The 17697-nt window shown below is 66.3% G+C and carries 19 protein-coding genes; 8 read left to right on the top strand and 11 right to left on the bottom strand.

The genetic code is table 11. The features are described 5' to 3' along the window. The first annotated feature begins 8 nt into the window (after positions 1-8). Entirely contained in the window at positions 9-890 is an 882-nt protein-coding gene (locus AC5YGJ_RS07320; protein WP_496186173.1) for a DUF3298 and DUF4163 domain-containing protein, read from the top strand. A gap of 19 nt (positions 891-909) precedes the next feature. Continuing rightward, complete coding sequence (gene cfa, locus AC5YGJ_RS07315; RefSeq protein ID WP_249843511.1) at positions 910-2025, top strand: cyclopropane fatty acyl phospholipid synthase; 1116 nt, start codon at positions 910-912, stop codon at positions 2023-2025. 167 nt (positions 2026-2192) lie between these two features. Here the strand turns inward: cfa and AC5YGJ_RS07310 are convergent, their stop codons facing one another. Continuing rightward, positions 2193-4361, bottom strand: coding sequence for a M3 family metallopeptidase (locus AC5YGJ_RS07310; protein ID WP_249843512.1), 2169 nt, complete (start codon positions 4359-4361; stop codon positions 2193-2195). Positions 4362-4522: 161 nt separating this feature from the next. On the opposite strand from AC5YGJ_RS07310, the gene AC5YGJ_RS07305 reads away from it, so the two are divergent. After that, the gene (locus tag AC5YGJ_RS07305; protein WP_249843513.1) at positions 4523-5002 is read left to right on the top strand and encodes a glutathione peroxidase; all 480 of its coding nucleotides are present in this window, start codon (positions 4523-4525) and stop codon (positions 5000-5002) included. Positions 5003-5061: 59 nt separating this feature from the next. Here AC5YGJ_RS07305 and AC5YGJ_RS07300 read toward each other — a convergent pair whose 3' ends face one another. The 5 genes from AC5YGJ_RS07300 to AC5YGJ_RS07280 form a co-directional block, all read right to left on the bottom strand. After that, positions 5062-5619 (bottom strand): TlpA disulfide reductase family protein, encoded by a 558-nt coding sequence (locus tag AC5YGJ_RS07300; RefSeq protein ID WP_496186172.1) that lies wholly within the window; start codon positions 5617-5619, stop codon positions 5062-5064. 91 nt (positions 5620-5710) lie between these two features. After that, positions 5711-6490 carry a ferredoxin--NADP reductase gene (locus tag AC5YGJ_RS07295; protein WP_014037801.1) on the bottom strand — a complete coding sequence of 260 codons (780 nt, stop codon included), beginning with the start codon at positions 6488-6490 and terminating at the stop codon, positions 5711-5713. Positions 6491-6570: 80 nt separating this feature from the next. Further along, the gene (locus tag AC5YGJ_RS07290) at positions 6571-8424 is read right to left on the bottom strand and encodes an ABC transporter ATP-binding protein (RefSeq protein WP_496186171.1); all 1854 of its coding nucleotides are present in this window, start codon (positions 8422-8424) and stop codon (positions 6571-6573) included. Between the two features lie 352 nt (positions 8425-8776). Next, complete coding sequence (locus tag AC5YGJ_RS07285; protein ID WP_053509636.1) at positions 8777-9226, bottom strand: carboxymuconolactone decarboxylase family protein; 450 nt, start codon at positions 9224-9226, stop codon at positions 8777-8779. Between the two features lie 36 nt (positions 9227-9262). Next, a complete protein-coding gene (locus AC5YGJ_RS07280; protein ID WP_496186170.1) occupies positions 9263-10159 on the bottom strand; it encodes an RNA polymerase sigma-70 factor in 897 nt (298 codons plus the stop codon). Between the two features lie 147 nt (positions 10160-10306). On the opposite strand from AC5YGJ_RS07280, the gene AC5YGJ_RS07275 reads away from it, so the two are divergent. The 3 genes from AC5YGJ_RS07275 to AC5YGJ_RS07265 all read left to right on the top strand — a co-directional run bounded on the left by AC5YGJ_RS07275 (position 10307) and on the right by AC5YGJ_RS07265 (position 12980). Beyond that, the gene (locus tag AC5YGJ_RS07275; protein WP_008268808.1) at positions 10307-11824 is read left to right on the top strand and encodes a fumarate hydratase; all 1518 of its coding nucleotides are present in this window, start codon (positions 10307-10309) and stop codon (positions 11822-11824) included. Between the two features lie 123 nt (positions 11825-11947). Beyond that, positions 11948-12286, top strand: a complete 339-nt coding sequence (locus AC5YGJ_RS07270; protein ID WP_496186169.1) for a hypothetical protein — start codon at positions 11948-11950, stop codon at positions 12284-12286. A gap of 58 nt (positions 12287-12344) precedes the next feature. Next, positions 12345-12980, top strand: coding sequence for a glutathione S-transferase family protein (locus tag AC5YGJ_RS07265; RefSeq protein ID WP_496186168.1), 636 nt, complete (start codon positions 12345-12347; stop codon positions 12978-12980). A 95-nt stretch (positions 12981-13075) separates the two neighbouring features. On the opposite strand, the gene arsC is transcribed toward AC5YGJ_RS07265, so the two are convergent. From arsC to AC5YGJ_RS07250, 3 genes are all read right to left on the bottom strand, one after another. After that, positions 13076-13417 (bottom strand): arsenate reductase (glutaredoxin), encoded by a 342-nt coding sequence (gene arsC / locus AC5YGJ_RS07260; protein WP_309337089.1) that lies wholly within the window; start codon positions 13415-13417, stop codon positions 13076-13078. Beyond that, a complete protein-coding gene (locus tag AC5YGJ_RS07255) occupies positions 13417-14577 on the bottom strand; it encodes a phospholipase A (protein ID WP_249843520.1) in 1161 nt (386 codons plus the stop codon). Before AC5YGJ_RS07255 ends, arsC begins: the two co-directional genes overlap by 1 nt. Before the next feature lie 119 nt (positions 14578-14696). Further along, positions 14697-15182, bottom strand: coding sequence for a DUF456 domain-containing protein (locus tag AC5YGJ_RS07250; protein ID WP_057498274.1), 486 nt, complete (start codon positions 15180-15182; stop codon positions 14697-14699). A 236-nt stretch (positions 15183-15418) separates the two neighbouring features. On the opposite strand from AC5YGJ_RS07250, the gene AC5YGJ_RS07245 reads away from it, so the two are divergent. Continuing rightward, a complete protein-coding gene (locus AC5YGJ_RS07245; protein ID WP_057498273.1) occupies positions 15419-15628 on the top strand; it encodes a cold-shock protein in 210 nt (69 codons plus the stop codon). Positions 15629-15701: 73 nt separating this feature from the next. Here the strand turns inward: AC5YGJ_RS07245 and AC5YGJ_RS07240 are convergent, their stop codons facing one another. Together AC5YGJ_RS07240 and AC5YGJ_RS07235 are read right to left on the bottom strand one after the other, a co-directional pair. After that, on the bottom strand, positions 15702-16199 hold the full coding sequence (locus tag AC5YGJ_RS07240) for a glycine zipper 2TM domain-containing protein (protein ID WP_057498272.1): 498 nt from the start codon (positions 16197-16199) through the stop codon (positions 15702-15704). A 136-nt stretch (positions 16200-16335) separates the two neighbouring features. Continuing rightward, complete coding sequence (locus AC5YGJ_RS07235; RefSeq protein ID WP_496186167.1) at positions 16336-16770, bottom strand: hypothetical protein; 435 nt, start codon at positions 16768-16770, stop codon at positions 16336-16338. A gap of 93 nt (positions 16771-16863) precedes the next feature. Here AC5YGJ_RS07235 and AC5YGJ_RS07230 point away from each other — a divergent pair, with 93 nt between their 5' ends. Beyond that, entirely contained in the window at positions 16864-17691 is an 828-nt protein-coding gene (locus AC5YGJ_RS07230) for a tRNA threonylcarbamoyladenosine dehydratase (protein ID WP_107230914.1), read from the top strand. Positions 17692-17697: the final 6 nt, after the last annotated feature.

Genomic DNA, 17697 nt, shown 5'->3' with positions numbered 1-17697 from the left:
AGGCGATGATGGATAAACATGAACAGGGGATCCCGATGAAGATTGGAAACAACCGGCCACTGCACGGAAGCGTGCTGGCCGGCGTGGTGGGTGTGCTGGTGCTGGCCGGTTGCCAGCGTCAAGGCGAACCGGCTCCGGCGACCGATGCGGCTCCCGCCGCCGAAACCGCTGCGGTCGATCCGGCACCGGCCGCGGAAGCGCCGCTGGATCTGCGCGACGTGATCGAGAACAACGAGCGCGAGGTGGTGGGTATCAGCTACCCGGCCGGCATCGATCGCTACCCGGGGCTGGCGCGCGCGCTGCAGGGCTATGCCACCAGTGCGCGCAGCGACCTGCAGCAGGCGCTGGATGGGTTGGGCAATGACAAGCCGACCATGCCCTACGAACTGTCGCTGAGCTTTGAGAAGCTGCTGGAAACCCCGCAGCTGGTGGTGGTCAGCGCCGATGGCAGCCGCTATACCGGTGGCGCCCACGGTGAGCCGCTGGTGGCGCGCTTCGTGTGGCTGCCTCAGCAGCAGCAGATGCTCAGTGCCGAGAAGCTGGTGCCCGACGCCAAGGGCTGGAAAGCGATCAGCGATTTCGTCGCCGACCAGCTGCGCGAGCGCGTGGCCACCCGCCTCAGTGGCGAAGACATGGACCCGGCCCAGCTGCAGGAATCGCTGCGCAATGCCTCGCGCATGATCGCCGACGGGACCGGCCCGCAGGCCGATAATTTCAGCCAGTTCCAGCCGCTGACCGACGACAAGGGGCAGATCACCGCGCTGCGCTTTGTGTTCCCGCCGTACCAGGTGGGCCCATACTCGGACGGCACCCAGACCGCTGACGTACCGGCGGCGGTGGTGTTGCCGCACGTGGCCAAGGACTACGTGGAGCTGTTCGCACGCGGTTGATCGCAGTGGAGGACGTGGGGTGGATACAGGGTTGCAGGAGCGGGTCGCCGGCCTGCTGCACGAAGCCGGGGTCCGCATCGGCGGCACCCAGCCACAGGACATCCAGGTGCATGACCCGCGCTTCTTCGCGCGGGTCATGGCACACGGCTCGCTCGGCCTCGGCGAGAGCTACATGGACGGTTGGTGGGATGCCACTGTCCTGGATGAATTCCTCGTCCACCTGATGCAGGCGCACCTGGACGAACGGGTGCATGGTTGGCGCGAAGTGGCCGATGCGCTGAAAGCGCGGCTGTTCAACCTGCAGAGCGGGCAGGGCAGCTACGAGGTCGGCCGGCGCCACTACGATCTTGGCAATGATCTCTACCAGGCCATGCTCGGCCAGCGCCTGGTGTACAGCTGTGGCTACTGGCGCAGTGCCGGCGATCTGGACGCCGCGCAGGAGGCCAAGCTCGACCTGGTCTGCCGCAAACTGGGGCTGCGCCCGGGCCAGCGCGTGCTGGACATTGGGTGTGGCTGGGGCGAAGCGCTGAAGTTCGCTGCCGAGCGCTATGGCGTCAGCGGTGTCGGCGTGACCATCTCGCAGGAGCAGGCCGACTTCGCCCGCGAGCTGTGTGCCGGCCTGCCGATCGAGATCCGCCTGCAGGACTATCGCGAACTGGATGAGCCGTTCGATGCGATCTTCTCGATCGGCATGTTCGAGCATGTCGGCGACAAGAACTACGCCAGCTTCTTCGAGGTGGCCCGGCGCTGCCTGTCGCCGCGCGGCCTGCTGCTGCTGCACACCATCGGTACCAACATCTCCCGGCACCGCACCGATCCGTGGATCGCGCGCTACATCTTCCCCAATTCGATGCTGCCGTCGGCGCTGCAGATCAGCAAGGCGTTCGAAGGACGCTTCGTGCTGGAGGACTGGCACAACTTCGGCACCGACTACGATCTGACCCTGCAGGCCTGGCGGCGGAATGTGGAAGCGGCCTGGCCGCAGCTGGATGCCCGTTATGACGAGCATTTCCGCCGCATGTGGCGGTTCTACCTGGCCGGCTCGATGGCCACCTTCCGTTGCCGGCATGCGCAGCTATGGCAGCTGGTGCTGTCGCCGGAAGGCGTGCCGGGCGGGTACGTGGCGCCGCGTTGATTCAGGCCCATCCACGCCATGCGTGGATGGGGCCAGAGCCCTTTCCGATGGAACAGGATCCGACCCCGGGGTCGGATCCCGTTTCGTAGAAATGGCCTCTGACCCCATCCAACAAAAAACCGCCCGGTCTCCCGGGCGGTTTTCGTTTCACGCTACCGCGCCAGCGATCAGTTGCCGGCGCCGGTCAGGCCACGCTTTTCCAGCAGCGGCTCGATCTGCGGCTCGTGGCCGGCGAAATCGCGGAACAGCTGCATGGCATCCACGCTGCCACCCTTGGACAGCAGGGTGGCGCGGAAGTGGTCGCCGTTCTTGCGGCTCAGGCCACCGTTGTCCTTGAACCACTTCTGGGTGTTGGCGTCGAGCACTTCCGACCAGATGTAGGCGTAGTAGCCGGCCGAGTAGCCGCCCATGATGTGGCTGAAGTACGGGGTCTTGTAGCGCGGCGGAACCGGTGCGTAGTAGATGCCGTCCTTCTCCAGCGCAGCACGCTCGAAGGCCATCACGTCCTTGGCGGCCGGCACCTGGTCAGCGCCGATCTGGTGCCAGCGCTGATCCAGCATGGCCGCACCCAGGTACTCGGTGGTGGCAAAGCCCTGGTTGAACTTGGCCGCGGCCAGCACCTTGTCCAGCAGTGCCTGCGGCATCGCCGAACCATTCTGGTAGTGCTTGGCGTAGTTCTTCAGGATGACCGGGTTGTCCGACCACATCTCGTTGACCTGCGAGGGGAACTCGACGAAGTCACGCGGCACCGAGGTGCCGGAGAAGTACGGGTACTTCACGTTGGAGAACATGCCGTGCAGGGCGTGGCCGAACTCGTGGAAGGTGGTGTTCACCTCGTCCCAGGTCAGCAGGGTCGGCTGGCCGGCCGGCGGCTTCGGGATGTTCAGGTGGTTGGCGACCACCGGCTTGAAGCCGGTCAGCTTGGACTGCGATACGTAGGAGTTCATCCACGCGCCACCGCGCTTGGAGGCGCGTGCATACGGGTCGAAGATGAAGATCGCCAGCTGGCTGCCGTCGGCGTCGAACACATCGTAGACAGTGACGTCATCGTGGTAGACCGGCAGGTCGGTGCGCTGCTTGAAGGTCAGGCCGAATTCCAGGTTGGCGGCATGGAACACGCCGTTCTCAAGCACGTTCTTCATTTCGAAGTACGGCTTCAGCTGCGACTCGTCGAAGTTGTACTTGGCCTGGCGCACCTTCTCGCTGTAGAAGGCCCAGTCCCACGGTTCCAGCGCGAAGGTCTTCTTGCCGGCCGCTTTCTGTTCCTGGTCGATCATCGCCTGCAGGTCGGCAGCTTCACGCTTGGCGTTGGCCACCGCAGCCGGGGCCAGCTTGCCCAGCATCGCATTGACCGCTTCGGGGGTCTTGGCGGTCTGGTTGGTCAGGTTGTAGGCGGCGAAGTTCGGGAAGCCCATCAGCTTGGCCTTGTCGGCACGCAGCTGCATGATGCGCGAGACCAGTGCGGTGTTGTCGAACTCACCGCCACGGCTGCCACGGCTGACCGAGGCTTCGTAGATCTTCTGGCGCAGGGCGCGGTTGGCCAGGTTGGTCAGCGGCGGCTGGCCGGTGGTGTTGAGCAGGGTGATCACGTACTTGCCGTCCTGGCCGCGGGCCTTGGCCGCTTCGGCGGCGGCCGCGATCTGCTCCTTGGACAGGCCGTCCAGTTCCTTGACGTCGGCGACGGTGATCGCCGAAGCGTTCACTTCCGACTGCACGTTCTGGCTGAACTTGGTGCCCAGGTTGGCCAGCTCGGCGTTCATTTCCTTCAGCTTGGCCTTGTCGGCGTCGGACAGCTTGGCGCCGGCGCGCACGTAGTTGTCGTAGTACTTCTCGACCAGGCGCACGCCTTCGGCGTCCAGGCCCAGCTGGCTGCGGGTGTCGTACAGTGCCTGGATGCGCGCGAACAGCTTGCCGTTCAGCGCGATCGCATCGCTGTGCGCGGCGAACTTGGCCGAATAATCAGCCTGCAGCTTCTTGCGGGTGTCGTTGGTATCGGCGCCGACCAGGCTGAAGAACACGGTGGTGGCGCGATCAAGGACGTCACCGCTCTTTTCCAGGGCGATGATGGTGTTGTCGAAGGTCGGCTTGGCCTTGTTGTTGGCGATCGCTTCCACTTCCTTCAGCTGCTGCGCCATACCGGCGTCGAAGGCCGGGGCGAAATCGCTGTCCTTGATCTTGTCGAACTGCGGGAAGTGCAGGGGCAGCGGGCTTTCGGCGAAGAACGGATTGGCCTGCTGGGCGGCGGTGCTGGCGGCCGGGGTGGCGGCGCCGGCGGAGAAGGCGGGCAGGGCAAGGCCGAGGGACATGGCCACGGCAAGGGCAAGGCGAGTGGTCAAGGTAGGAACTCCGGTAAGGCAAACAAGGTTCCGAGGGTAACCCGGCCGGTCGCGCGCCCACTTGTGTCAAAAGACATGCTGGCAGCGCCGCCGCATGGGTGGCTGCCGGGCACGCGGCTCCCCCGGTACCATGCGGGTGTCCTTTCCCCGGGCCCACCGCCATGACCACCGCCTACGATTTCAGCTTCCGTGACCTGGACGGCCAGCCGCAGGCGCTGGCCCGGTACCAGGGCCAGCCGCTGCTGCTGGTCAACGTCGCCAGCCGCTGTGGCTTCACCCCGCAGTACACCGGCCTGGAACAGCTGTGGCAGGACTATCGCGAGCGCGGCCTGGTGGTGATCGGCTTCCCCTGCAACCAGTTCGGCGCACAGGAGCCCGGTGATGCCGCGCAGATCCGCCAGTTCTGCTCGCTGGATTACCCGGTCAGCTTCCCGCTGTCGGAGAAGATCGAGGTCAACGGCGAGGGCGCTGATCCCCTGTGGGCCTGGCTGTCACGCCAGAAGCGCGGCCTGCTGGGCAGTGCCCGCATCAAGTGGAATTTCAGCAAGTTCCTGGTCGACCGCCAGGGGCAGGTGGTGTCGCGGTATGCGCCCACCACCCGGCCGGAGCAACTGCGCGGAGCGATCGAAGCGCTGCTGTAACCGCCTGCGCCCTGCGGCAGCGCCAGGCCATGCCCGGCGTCGCTCGTGATTGCCGCCGCTCAGTTTCCTGCGGCCGCTCCTGCCTGGCGGTTGCGGACTTCTTCGGGCAGCGCTTCGATGACCTGTTGCATGATCCGCGGCAGGCTGGCCTCGCTGTAGCCACGATGGGCGTGGGCGATGGTGCCGTCACGGCCGACGATGAACATGTGGGGCACGGCGACGATGCCGAACTGCTCGGCCAGCACGCCACTGGGATCGTGCAGGTAGTCCAGCTTCGGCCAGCCACGTTGGCGGATCAGGCGGTTGACCTCCCGTCGCGGCTCGCCCCAGTTGACGGCATAGACCTGCAATGCGTCTTCGCCGACGACCTGCTGCAGATGCGCCAGGATGGGCAGTTCCTTGCGGCACGGGCCGCACCAGGAAGCCCAGAACGTCACGATCACCACCTTGCCGCGCAGCTCGGTCAGGTTGACTGGCTTGCCCTTGGCGTCATCGCCCAGCGCCTGCGGTGGCACGTCGCCGCTGGCGGGCGGCGAGGCCCATGCCGGAATGGCGGCCAGCAGCAGGCAGGCCATTGCCCAGGCCCGCATCCAGTGCGGAACAGGTGTGTTCGTCATCCGTGTCGTCCCCAGGGGGCCATTGGCCCATGTGCGGTGCACGATGCCCGCAATGCGTGGAGCACGCAAGCGGGCACGCACAAAGGCCGCCTTACTTCTCGACGAACGCGCGCTCGAACACGTAATGGCCTGGCTGGCCGATGCGCGGCGAAACCTGGAAGCCACGCGCGTCGAGCACGGCGCGCAGGTCGGCCAGCATCTGCGGGCTGCCGCAGATCATCGCGCGGTCGTTTTCCGGGCTCAGTTCCGGCAGGCCAAGGGTGCGCTGCATCTCACCGCTTTCCATCAGCGAGGTCAGGCGGCCCTGGTTGGCAAACGGTTCGCGGGTGACGGCCGGGTAGTACAGCAGCTTGTCGCCGATCATCTCGCCGAGGAACTCGTGCTCACGCAGTTCCTTCTCGAAGTAATCGCGGTAGGCCAGGTCCTTTTCGTAGCGTACGCCGTGGCACAGGATCACCTTCTCGAAGCGCTCGTAGGTCTCCGGATCCTTGATCACCGACAGCCACGGCGCCATGCCGGTGCCGGTACCCAGCAGATACAGGTTCTTGCCCGGGTGCAGGTCGCTGATCAGCAGGGTGCCGGTGGGCTTCTTGCCGACCAGCACCTTGTCGCCCGGCTTGATGTGCTGCAGGCGCGAAGTCAGCGGGCCGTCCTGCACCTTGATGCTGAAGAACTCCAGATGCTCTTCCCAGTTGGCGCTGGCGATGGAATAGGCGCGCAGCAGCGGCCGCGCCTCGGTTTCCAGGCCGATCATCACGAACTGGCCGTTCTCGAAGCGGAAACCGCTGTCGCGGGTAAGGGTGAAGCTGAAGTAGGCGTCGGTCCAGTGACGGACCTCAAGCACCGTTTCGGCGCCGAAAGCGGAGGACATGGGCGTATCTATCGAAAGTCGTCGGGGGTGATTCTATCTCAAATGAGACGGGTTCTCATTAGGCGGAACGAGAGGCGTTCTCAGCGGTAACCGGCCGCCTGCAGCTCGAACAGCTCGGCGTAGCGACCGCCCTGGGCCATCAGCTGGGCGTGGGTGCCACTGGCCTCGATCCGCCCATCGGCCAGCACCAGGATGCGATCGGCCATGCGTACCGAGGAAAAACGGTGGGAAATCAGTACAGCGGTGCGATTATCCGCCAGTTCCCTGAACCGTTGGAACACCTCGAACTCGCTGCGTGCATCCAGCGCCGCCGTGGGCTCATCCAGGATCATCACCTGCGCATTGCGCATCCATGCGCGGGCGATGGCGATCTTCTGCCATTGGCCGCCGGACAGGTCCACGCCCTGCTTGAAGCGCCGCCCGATCAGCTGATCATAGCCGCCGGGCAGTGCGTCGATCACTTCTTCGGCCATGCCACGCCGGGCGGCGTCGGCGATGCGCGCCTGATCGTGCATGGCCTCGACCTGGCCGACGCCGATGTTCTCGCCGGCGCTGAGGTTGTAGCGCACGAAGTCCTGGAAGATCACTCCGAGGTTGGCGCGCAGGTCGTCCAGGTCGTAATCGCGCAGGTCGCGGCCATCAAGCAGGATGCGGCCCTCGTCCGGTTCGTACAGCCGCGCCAGCAGCTTGACCAGGGTGGTCTTGCCGGCGCCGTTCTCGCCCACCAGGGCCAGCACTTCGCCCGCATGCAGCTGGAAATCCAGATGGCGCACCGCCCACTGTTCCGCATCGGGATAGCGGAAGCCGACGTTCTCGAACACGAAGCCCTGGCGGATCGGCTGCGGCACGCGTACGGCGCCGTCGCGGGTGTGGATCTCCGGCTCGATCTGGAAGAACGAGAACAGATCGTCCAGGTACAGCGCCTGGCTGGCCACCTGCGAGAACCCGATCAAAAGGCCTTCCAGCAGCTGGCGCAGGCGCAGGAAGCTGCCGGCCAGGAAGGTGAGGTCACCGATCGAGAAATCGCCGCGAACCGTGCGCCAGGCGATGTAGGCGTAGGCGGTGTAATAGCCCAGCGTGCCCAGCGCAGCCAGCAGCGTGCCCCAGAACGCGCGGCGCCGGGCCAGTGCCCGGTTGGCCTGGAACAGCGCCACCGACAGGCGCCGGTAACGCTCCACCAGGAAGCGGTGCAGGTTGTAGATCTTCACTTCCTTGGCCGTTTCCACACTGGCGCCGAGCTGGCGCAGGTAGTCGAGCTGGCGGCGCTCGGGCGTCCATTGGAAGTTGAGGCTGTAGCCGGCCGCGTTGAAGTGCGACTCACCGATGAAGGCCGGCACCAGCGCCAGCGCCAGCAGCAGGATCAGCCACGGCGCGTAGACCAGCAGGCCGACGGCGAGGCTGGCCACGGTGATCGCATCCTGCACCTGGCCGAACAGCTGGCTCATCAGGTTCATCCGGCCCATGGTCTGGCGCCGTGCACGGTCCAGCTTGTCCTGCAGGTCCGGGTCTTCGAAGTCCTCCAGGTCCAGCGTGGCGGCATGCTCCATCAAGCGGATGCTGGTGACGTTGGCGAACAATTCCGAGAGCAGCGCATCGGCATAGCTGACCAGCCGGCCGAGCAGGTCCGAGCCGATGGCCAGGCCGAACTCCAGCGCCAGCAGGCCCAGCAGCGGATTGAGCAGGCCGCTGGACAGTGCCTCGCCCAGCGGCGGGAAGCCGGCATCGTGCTGGCTCAGGTGCAGCGCGCTGTCGATGATCAGCTTGCCGACGTACAGCATCGCCACCGGCAGCAGCGCACGGATCAGGCGCAGGCCCAGGCTGGCCAGGGTGAGCGCGGGGCTGGTCTGCCAGACCATGCGCAGGAACGGCGGCAGGTTGCGCATCGCTCTGAAGCGCTGGCGCAGGCTGGGCTTTTTTTCGGAGGCGGCGGGCATGTGCGCATTGTGCGCGCCCGGGCCGTGCAGAAGGGATCAGTGCAGCCGTGCGGCTTGGGGTCAGATCCCTTTGCCCTGCAAAGAGATCTGACCCTGCTGCATCCACGCATGGCGTGGATCTACCTTGTCGACCAAGGTCGACACCTACCAACAGCAGCAGGGAACTGTCGAAGGTGGGGTGGGTCAGGTCGCAGGGGCGTGAGCCGCATGGATGCGGCGACCGAGCTTACATGGATGTACTTGCAGCGTCCCCTGCGACCTGGCCCACCCCGCCAACCCACAGTAGAGCCAGCTTTTGACGTTGCTGTTGCCTCTGCGGGTGCCGGGCGGCAGCCCGGCCAACAAAACCCTCTTACGGCAACGGCGGCAGCAGGCCGGCACCCAACCGGTTCCAGGCATTGATCACCGCAATGCCCATGCTCAGGTCGCTGATGCCTTTCTCATCGAAGTGCGGGGCCAGCGCATCGAACGCGGCCTGTGACGGCGCGCCGTCGGTCAGCCGGGTCAGCGCCTCGGCCCAGCCCAGCGCGGCACGCTCGCGCGCATCGAAGAAGCGGCTTTCATGCCACGCGGGCAGGGTATCCAGCTTGCGCGGCTCGATGCCCCCCTTGCGCAGCGCGGTGCCGTGCATGTCCATGCAGTAGCCGCAGCCATTGAGCTGGGATACGCGCAGGAACAGCAGTTCCATCAGGGTCGGGTCGATCGAGCTGTCATGCACCGCCTTGCTGGTGGCCAGCAGGCCCTTGAAGGCCTCGGCGGCCAGGCGGGTGTAGGGGACGCGCGGAGAGGCGTGGTCGGACATGTTCGGCTCCACGGCGGCCACGATGACCGCCTTTCACTACCAGGACGCCGCAGCACCCTCGCGCGTGACAACCGTCGGCAGCTTTTCCGGATTCAGCACGCTGTAGAGGTTGGCGATGCGGCCGTCGATAACCTCGATGGTGGTGACCGAGTGCAGTCGGTCGCCGATGAAACGCAGGATCGCCGGTTCGCCATTGACGTAGCCCAGCTGCGCCGGATGCACCGCCCCACGGCGCGCGATCGCCCAGAACAGGCGGCCGATGCGCTCGGCGCCCAGCAGCGGGCGGATCGCGGCGGTAACCACGCCACCGCCGTCGGAGACCAGCAACGCGTTGGCGTGCAGCAGGGCCTGGATCGCTTCGCTGTCGCCGCGCTGCGAGGCCTCCATGAAGCGCGCCAGCAGCTGCCGGTGCTGGCTGGCATCGGCGTTGAAGCGCGGCCGCCCGGACTGCAGGCGTTGTTTCGCGCGGTGCACCAGCTGCCGGCAGTTGGCTTCGCTGTGGCCGATCAGGACGGCGATCTCGCGATAGTCGTGGTCGAAGGCTTCCTTCAGCAGGAACGCGGCGCGCTCTTCAGGGCCCAGCTGCTCCAGCAGGGTCAGGAAGGCGACCGAGACATCGTCGGCCAGCGCATGCAACTGGGCCGGGCCGGGGGCCGGATCGGGCTCGAGGGTGACCGCCAGCGGCTCAGCCAGCCATGGGCCGACGTAGTGCAGGCGCTCGCGCCTGGCCGCGCGCAGGCGGTCCAGCCCGAGCCGGGTTGTGGTGGTGACCAGCCACGCCTCGGCGTCGCGGACGCTGGCCGGATCGGCGCCGGACCAGCGCAGCCAGGCGTCCTGGACCACGTCTTCGGCGTCGGCGCGGCTGCCGAGCAGGCGGTAGGCCAGCGCCATCAGGCGCGGGCGGTGGGTCTGGAAAGTGGTTTCGGCGTTCATGTGGGCAAGGACGCCGCATTGGCGCGTGGCGTGACAGGGGGCTTGCGCGGATATTGCCGGCCAGCGGCCGGCACTACCACCCTGCGGCCGGGGGAGGGGGTAAAATGGGCGGATTACCCCCGCCAGCCTCGAGCAAGCGAGCAAGCCGTGACATCGATCAAGCAGGAAGACCTCATCCAGTCCATCGCCGACGCGCTGCAGTACATCTCGTACTACCACCCGGTTGACTACATCAAGAACCTCGCCGCCGCCTACGAGCGCGAGGAGTCGCCGGCCGCGAAGGAAGCGATGGCCCAGATCCTGATCAATTCGCGGATGTGCGCCGAAGGCCACCGTCCGATCTGCCAGGACACCGGCATCGTCACCGTGTTCCTGGAAATCGGCATGGACGTGCGCTGGGACGACGCCACCATGGGCGTGGAAGACATGGCCAATGAAGGCGTGCGCCGTGCCTACATGCACCCGGACAACAAGCTGCGCGCTTCGGTGCTGGCTGATCCGGCCGGCAAGCGCATCAACACCAAGGACAACACCCCGGGCGTGGTCAACGTCAAGGTGGTGCCGGGCAATACGGTCGACGTGATCGTCGCCGCCAAGGGCGGTGGTTCGGAAGCCAAGACCAAGTTCGCCATGCTCAACCCGTCCGATTCGATCGTCGACTGGGTGCTGAAGACCGTGCCGACCATGGGCGCTGGCTGGTGCCCGCCGGGCATGCTCGGCATCGGCATCGGCGGCACCGCCGAGAAGGCGATGCTGCTGGCCAAGGAAGCGCTGATGGAGCCGATCGACATCACCGAGCTGCAGGCCCGTGGTGCCTCCAACCGCATCGAAGAGCTGCGCCTGGAGCTGTACGAGAAGGTCAATGCGCTGGGCATTGGTGCGCAGGGCCTGGGGGGCCTGACCACCGTGCTCGACATCAAGATCAACGATTACCCGACCCACGCGGCCAACCTGCCGGTGGCGATGATCCCGAACTGCGCGGCCACCCGCCATGCGCACTTCACCCTGGACGGCAGCGGCCCGGTGATGCTGGACCCGCCGTCGCTGGAAGACTGGCCGAAGCTGACCTACGACGCGTCCAAGGGCACCCGCGTGGACCTGGACACGATCACCCCGGAAGACGTGGCCAGCTGGAAGCCGGGCCAGACCCTGCTGCTCAACGGCAAGCTGCTGACCGGCCGCGACGCCGCGCACAAGCGCATGGTCGACATGCTCAACAAGGGCGAGCAGCTGCCGGTCGACCTGAAGGGTCGCTTCATCTACTACGTCGGCCCGGTCGATCCGGTGCGCGACGAAGTGGTGGGCCCGGCCGGCCCGACCACCGCCACCCGCATGGACAAGTTCACCCGCCAGGTGCTGGAGCAGACCGGCCTGCTGGGCATGGTCGGCAAGGCCGAGCGTGGCCCGGCGGCCATCGAGGCGATCCGTGACAACAAGTCGGCCTACCTGATGGCGGTCGGCGGTTCGGCCTACCTGGTGTCCAAGGCGATCAAGGCGGCCAAGGTGGTTGGCTTTGCCGACCTGGGCATGGAAGCGATCTACGAGTTCACCGTGCAGGACATGCCGGTGACCGTGGCGGTCGACTCCACCGGCGAATCGGTGCACAAGACCGGCCCGCGTGAATGGCAGGCCCGCATCGGCAAGATTCCGGTGGTGGTGGAGTAATTCCTCCGCTTCCGTTTCAGGCAACGGCGCCCACGCGGCGCCGTTGCTGTAACTGGGGCGGGGTTAACGAATCTGCAGCGCTGGCTCTGCTACGGTCGGCATCCGCTCACACAGGACGTGTCCATGGCCCTGCATCGATTCATCGTGGTAGGCGTGCTGCTGGCGCTGGCCGGCTGCAGTACCCCGGCGTCGTACGAAGGCGCGGACTTCTCCGCATCGGCGCAATGCCGCATGCAGTGCCAGGCCAGCTACCGCAGCTGCATGGCGCAGAATGATTCCATCGGCAGCCGCCAGAGCAACTGCGAGCAGCAGGTGGTGCCGGCGCCGGACAAGCGCTGCAAGGACATCGCCAACCCCGAGCTGCGCCGCTCCTGCGAACTGAAAGCGCATGACTGCACGCTGCGCGCGCCGATGATGTCCTGTGGTGAACGCCGGGATTCCTGCATGAGCAGTTGTGGCTGATCAACGATTGCCCGCGTGGGCGCATAATCGGCCGCTCCACCCGCACAGGATCTGCCGCATGAGCACCACGCTGTATGGTTCGCCCAGTACCGCCGCCCTGGTGGTGCATTGGCTGCTGATCGAACTGGACATCGCGCATGAACTGGTGTTGCTGGATTTCGATACGCAGGAGCACAAGGCGGCCGGGTACCTGGCGCTGAATCCGGCCGGCGTGGTGCCGACGCTGGTGATCGATGGCGTGGTGCTGACCGAAGCGGCGGCCATCGCGCTGTATCTGGCCGACCGGCACCCGGAGGCCAACCTGTTGCCGGCGCTGGGCACGCCACAGCGGGGCGATGCCTACCGCTGGATGTTCTGGTGCGCCAATACGCTGCAACCGGCCTATCGGGCCTGGTTCTATCCGCATGAGGTGGCGGGCGAGGCGCACGTGGCCGCCAGCCGCGAAATGGCGCGGCAGCGCCTTGAAGCGGCCTGGCAGCACGTGGCCACCCATCTGCAGGCGCACGGCCCCTACCTGCTGGGCGCAACCCCCTGCGTGGTCGACTACATGCTGGTGATGCTGATGCGCTGGTCGCGCAACATGCCGCGGCCCAGCGACACCTGGCCGGTGCTGAAGGCGCATGCCAGCGCGATGAAGGCGCGCCCGGCCTTTGCCGAGGTGTACCGCCGCGAAGGCATCGCCGACTGGTTGTAAGCCTGTTCTGTAGAGCCGAGCCATGTCCGGCTGCATTCACGGTTTGCACGCGGACCGCAGCCGAGCATGGCTCGGTTCTACCAGAGCGGGGTGGGTTACAGCAGCTCCAGCACCGTTTCCGGGGGACGGCACAGGCGCGTGCCGCGCGCGGTGCGCACCACCGGACGGTTGATCAGTCGCGGGTGTTCAGCCATGGCCGCCAACAGGGTGGCCTCATCGGCGTCCGCCAGGCCCAGCTCGCCGAACGATTGCTCCTTGCTGCGCACCAGCTCATGCGCGGACAACCCCGACTCGGCCAGCACCTGGCGCAGCGTGGCGATGTCGGGAGGACTGTCCAGGTAGTCGATCACCACCGGTTCGAAGCCGGCGTCGCGGATCAGCTTCAGCGCACCCCGCGAGTTGCTGCAGGCCGGGTTGTGCCAGATCGTCACGTGCATCAGAACCACTCCAGCAGCGACACGCCCACGCCCACGTACGTGGCCTTGTGGTTGTAGTCGATCAGGCTCTCGCCATAGCCATCGAAGACCTGCACGTGGCCGCGCAGCAGGTTGCTGATCGGGAAACCATAGTCCAGCTGCAGCGCACCGTGCGAGCGGCTGCCGGTGCGCAGCGAATGGCGGGCCATCAGCGAGACCTCGTGGCCGTTGCGGTTCCACGTCAGGGTCGCATCACCGCGGCCCATGTAGTCCTCGATGTCCGGGTTGTTGTCATCGCTGCGGGTTTCCGGAATGCGGTACCAGGGGCGCAGCACCAGCGCCCAGTTCTCGCGGTCCAGGCCGATGTTGAGCATCACCCGGTTCCAGCTGCGCGACAGCGGGTCGGCGCGGCCGTTGGACTGGTGGTTCAGCGCGATGCCGGTCATGCGCCCGCGCCAGCCCCCGATGGAGTAGCCATTGCGGAACACCATCATCACTTCCGGCTCGTAGTTGGTTTCGCGGAACGGGCGTGAATCGGCGCTGTTATAGGCCTGCCAGCGCGAGCTCTGGGTGTAGCCGGCCCAGATGTCGCCGTTGTCGCCGAACAAATTCTCGGCGATCTTGGTCTTGAAACTGATCTGGAACTTCAATTCGGCGCTGTCCAGGACCTGCGGCGTGGTGACCGTATTGGCCGGGTTCGGCGAGTGCGGCATGGTGTTGCGGTCACTGGTCCAGAACGCGGGCAACAGGTACACCGGCTTGTAGGCGCGCAGCTGGAACGGGCCCAGCTTGGAGTCCTCGGCCAGTTCCCAGCGGCTGTCCAGCAGCGAGCCGCGGCCGGCATTGGCCAGCGCGCTGTCCGGGGCGGCCGGGCGGAACAGGTCGCTGACGCGTTCGCGCAGCTTCTCCTCACCCTGGCTCACGCGTGCGGTCTGGCGTTCTTCGCGGCGGGCCTGGGCGGCGGCTTCGGCGGCTGCGTCGGCGGCGGCCGTGGCCTGCGGGGTATGCCCGAACTGACGGTCATAGCAGGCCAGGCGGGCCGCATCGGTGGTGATGGCCGCGCACGCCGCCGGCGAGGCTTCGGCGCTGGGCGCGAACTCCTGGGCGGCCGCCGTAGCGCTGGCCAGGGACAGGGCTGCGGCCAGTGGTGCGAGGCGGGGAAACAGCGTGGGGAGGGTCATTGCAGCAGGCCCTTCATTGAATACGGGGAACGCACAGTGTGGCGACTGCACCGGATGGCGGCCAGCCCCCACGGTTTATGCACGGGCACAGCGTGCGCGCAGCGTGAAGGCAATGCCCGCTACAGGAACCAGGCGAAGGCAAACAGGCCCAGCATCGCGATGACCACGGCCAGCTTCAGCGCCAGGCCCAGCAGGATGCCCAGCCAGGTGGCCAGGCCGACCTTGGTCGAGCGTCCCAGTTCGCGGGTATGCCAGTACTCGCCGGCCAACGCGCCGAGCAGCGGCCCGGCGAACAGGCCGATCGGCATGAAGAACAGCCCGACGATGCTGCCCACGAACGTTCCCCACAGGGCTTTGCGGCTGGCCCCGACCCGTTGGGCGCCGACCACGGTGGCCAGCACGTCAACCAGCAGCGAGAGCAGGGTCAACACGCCCAGCGCCACCAGGGTGGGCCAGCCGACATGCGCGAAGCCATCGGCCCAGGCGGCCAGCAGCAGGCCGACGAAGACCAGCGGGATGCCTGGCAGGGCCGGCAGGATGATCCCGGCGATACCGACGAGGACAAAAATGACCGCTAGCAGATACAAGATGAATGAGAGTCCCATGCTGGTCCGTATGGTGGTCGTTTTGGGGTTGACAGTGAAAGATTTTGCCAGTTGCTTTTTCGTTTTGGGCGGGTTAAGTTGCAGTCGCTGAGCTTGGCAAGGTCACCGTGGATCGTGGCCTGATGAAGCAAGATCTTCCCGATCCGCTGCATCGATGCACCTCGCTTCCCCCTTGCTTGTCAGCCGCCCACCAGGCGTTTCCAACAACAAGAGAGAGTCATCAGGGAGTTAGTGAGATGTCCGAACGCGAGACCGGTACCGTCAAGTGGTTCAACGATGCAAAGGGCTTCGGCTTCATCAGCCGTGAAAACGGCGAAGACGTGTTCGTGCACTTCCGCGCCATCCAGACCCAGGGCTTCAAGAGCCTGAAGGAAGGCCAGAAGGTCACCTTCACCGTCGTGCAGGGCCAGAAGGGCCTGCAGGCCGACGCCGTGCAGCCGACCTGATCGAGCTGCATCACGTCAAACGGAAAAGGCCCGCGCAAGCGGGCCTTTTTCTTTGCCGTTGGCCCGTTGCCGATCAGCGCAGGATGACCTTGCCGTTGACCACGCGCACGTAGGTGTTCTCGCGGATGCCGGCCAGATCACGCTGGTTGACCACGATGGTGCGGCCATCATCCATGCGCACGCTGATGTCGTAGGTGTCGCTGGTGACGTTCTTCTGGATCTGGTTACCGGCCAGTGCACCACCGACCGCACCCGCGGCGGCGGCGATGTTCTTGTTGCCACGGCTGCCACCGGTGTGGTCGGAGATCTCATGACCGGCCACGGCGCCGACGATGCCGCCCAGGATCGCGCCGGTCGCGCTGGGCGCGGTACGGCCCGAGGGCACCACGTTGATGCGGGTGACGATGCCGCAGTCGGCGCAGCGGCCCTGGTTGTAGCCGCCGTTGTTGCCGTAACCGCCCGAGTTGTAACCGCCATTGTTGTAGCCGCCACCGCCGTAGCCGGGCGAGGTGGCACAGCCGGCCAGGGCAAGGGTGGCAATGGCGCTGGCAGCGATGAGCTGGATCTTCATGGGGCGTCTCCTGGCCGTGAAGGCGGGTGCGTTGGGTGGTACTGCGTCATGCAGCAGGGTGGACGAATCGTCCCCTTTTGAACGTGAACGAGGTGCCAACCACGCGTGCACAGTCCGGCTGGAAGATGAATGCGCTTCAGCGGAAATCCTGATGGCAGGCCCGGCAGTCGCTCTGCACGCTTTCCACCACCTTGGCCAGGGCGGTGCAGTCACTGGGCGGCGCAGCGAGTGCACTGTTGAGGGTGCCGCGCAACCGGCTGGCATGCTGCTGGAACTGCGCGTTGTCCTTCAGCCCGGGAAAGGCCAGGTCCAGGTCGTTGGACAGCAGGCGCAGCGCCTGCAGGCGCGGAATGCTGTCGGCCAGGCTGCAGCGGTTCTGCTGCTGGGCCTGCTGCAGCAGCTGCGACTGCCGCTGCATCACCTGCATCAGGCTGTCCGGGAACGGATCGCGGCGAGCCTGCAACACGCGCCCGACCATCACCGTGGCGACCAGGCCGATCAGCAGGCCCAGGCAGAGCACGAACAGGTAGCGGTGGGCGGAGGACAGGCGGCGGGGCGGGCTGGCGTTCATGGCGGGCTCTCCGGTCGTGCAACGGTGGCGTGCAACGGTGGGTTTGGTACCGGCGCGCTGTAGGCACGCGTGCCTGCACGTTAAAATAGCCGGATGAACGAACAGGTCAAACAACGCTTCGCCGGCATCGAACGGCTGTATGGCGTAGGTGCGCTCGAGCGCCTGCAGGGCAGCCGCGTGGCGGTGGTGGGCATGGGCGGCGTCGGCTCGTGGGTGGTGGAAGCGCTGGCGCGCTCGGCGGTCGGCCACCTGACCCTGATCGATGCCGACGATATCTGCGTGTCCAACACCAACCGGCAACTGCCCGCGCTGGAAGGCAACTATGGCCGCAACAAGGCCGAGGCGATGGCCGAGCGCTGCCGTGCGATCAATCCGGATATCGGCGTCGATGCGGTGCAGGCGTTCCTGACCGTCTCCAACATGGCCGAGCTGCTGGACCGCGGTTTCGACCTGGTGATCGATGCCTGCGACAGCTTCCGGGTCAAGGTCGAGACGATCGCCTGGTGCCGCCGCCGCAAGCTGCCGCTGCTGACCGTAGGGGCTGCCGGGGGCCGCACCGACCCGACCCTGGTGCGCATCCGCGATGTCTCGCGCACCGAGCATGACGCCATGCTGGCGCTGATCCGCAAGAAGCTGCGCAGCGAGTTCAATTTCCCGAAGAATGCCAAGCGCTATTTCGGCGTGCCGGCGGTGTATTCGCTGGAGAACGTGAAGTATCCCCAGGCCGACGGCAGTGTCTGTGGCCTGCGCCCGAACCTGGGGGCCGACGCCGCGCTGAAGCTGGATTGCGGTGCCGGCCTCGGTGCGGCCACCCACATCACCGGCGCCTTCGCATTTGCTGCGGTGGGCAAGGCGCTGGAGATGCTGCTGGAGCCGAAGAAGGTGAAGGCTGAGGTGGCCCAGGCCGACGCCGAGGCATGATGGTGG

This window comes from Stenotrophomonas sp. CS3K5 (assembly GCF_059515225.1).
The sequence above is the reverse complement of the archived record's forward strand: the minus strand, read 5'-3'. Positions and strand labels throughout refer to the sequence as shown.

Coding starts and splice junctions, on each gene's coding strand:
- AC5YGJ_RS07290 (WP_496186171.1), bottom strand. CDS start 8,424: ATGCCCGCCGCCTCCGAAAAAAAGCCCAGCCTGCGCCAGCGCTTCAGA.
- AC5YGJ_RS07300 (WP_496186172.1), bottom strand. CDS start 5,619: ATGACGAACACACCTGTTCCGCACTGGATGCGGGCCTGGGCAATGGCC.
- AC5YGJ_RS07240 (WP_057498272.1), bottom strand. CDS start 16,199: ATGAAGATCCAGCTCATCGCTGCCAGCGCCATTGCCACCCTTGCCCTG.
- AC5YGJ_RS07295 (WP_014037801.1), bottom strand. CDS start 6,490: ATGTCCTCCGCTTTCGGCGCCGAAACGGTGCTTGAGGTCCGTCACTGG.
- AC5YGJ_RS07250 (WP_057498274.1), bottom strand. CDS start 15,182: ATGGGACTCTCATTCATCTTGTATCTGCTAGCGGTCATTTTTGTCCTC.
- AC5YGJ_RS07320 (WP_496186173.1), top strand. CDS start 9: ATGGATAAACATGAACAGGGGATCCCGATGAAGATTGGAAACAACCGG.
- AC5YGJ_RS07265 (WP_496186168.1), top strand. CDS start 12,345: ATGAGCACCACGCTGTATGGTTCGCCCAGTACCGCCGCCCTGGTGGTG.
- arsC (WP_309337089.1), bottom strand. CDS start 13,417: ATGCACGTGACGATCTGGCACAACCCGGCCTGCAGCAACTCGCGGGGT.
- AC5YGJ_RS07255 (WP_249843520.1), bottom strand. CDS start 14,577: ATGACCCTCCCCACGCTGTTTCCCCGCCTCGCACCACTGGCCGCAGCC.
- AC5YGJ_RS07280 (WP_496186170.1), bottom strand. CDS start 10,159: ATGAACGCCGAAACCACTTTCCAGACCCACCGCCCGCGCCTGATGGCG.
- AC5YGJ_RS07235 (WP_496186167.1), bottom strand. CDS start 16,770: ATGAACGCCAGCCCGCCCCGCCGCCTGTCCTCCGCCCACCGCTACCTG.
- AC5YGJ_RS07305 (WP_249843513.1), top strand. CDS start 4,523: ATGACCACCGCCTACGATTTCAGCTTCCGTGACCTGGACGGCCAGCCG.
- AC5YGJ_RS07270 (WP_496186169.1), top strand. CDS start 11,948: ATGGCCCTGCATCGATTCATCGTGGTAGGCGTGCTGCTGGCGCTGGCC.
- AC5YGJ_RS07285 (WP_053509636.1), bottom strand. CDS start 9,226: ATGTCCGACCACGCCTCTCCGCGCGTCCCCTACACCCGCCTGGCCGCC.
- AC5YGJ_RS07245 (WP_057498273.1), top strand. CDS start 15,419: ATGTCCGAACGCGAGACCGGTACCGTCAAGTGGTTCAACGATGCAAAG.
- AC5YGJ_RS07230 (WP_107230914.1), top strand. CDS start 16,864: ATGAACGAACAGGTCAAACAACGCTTCGCCGGCATCGAACGGCTGTAT.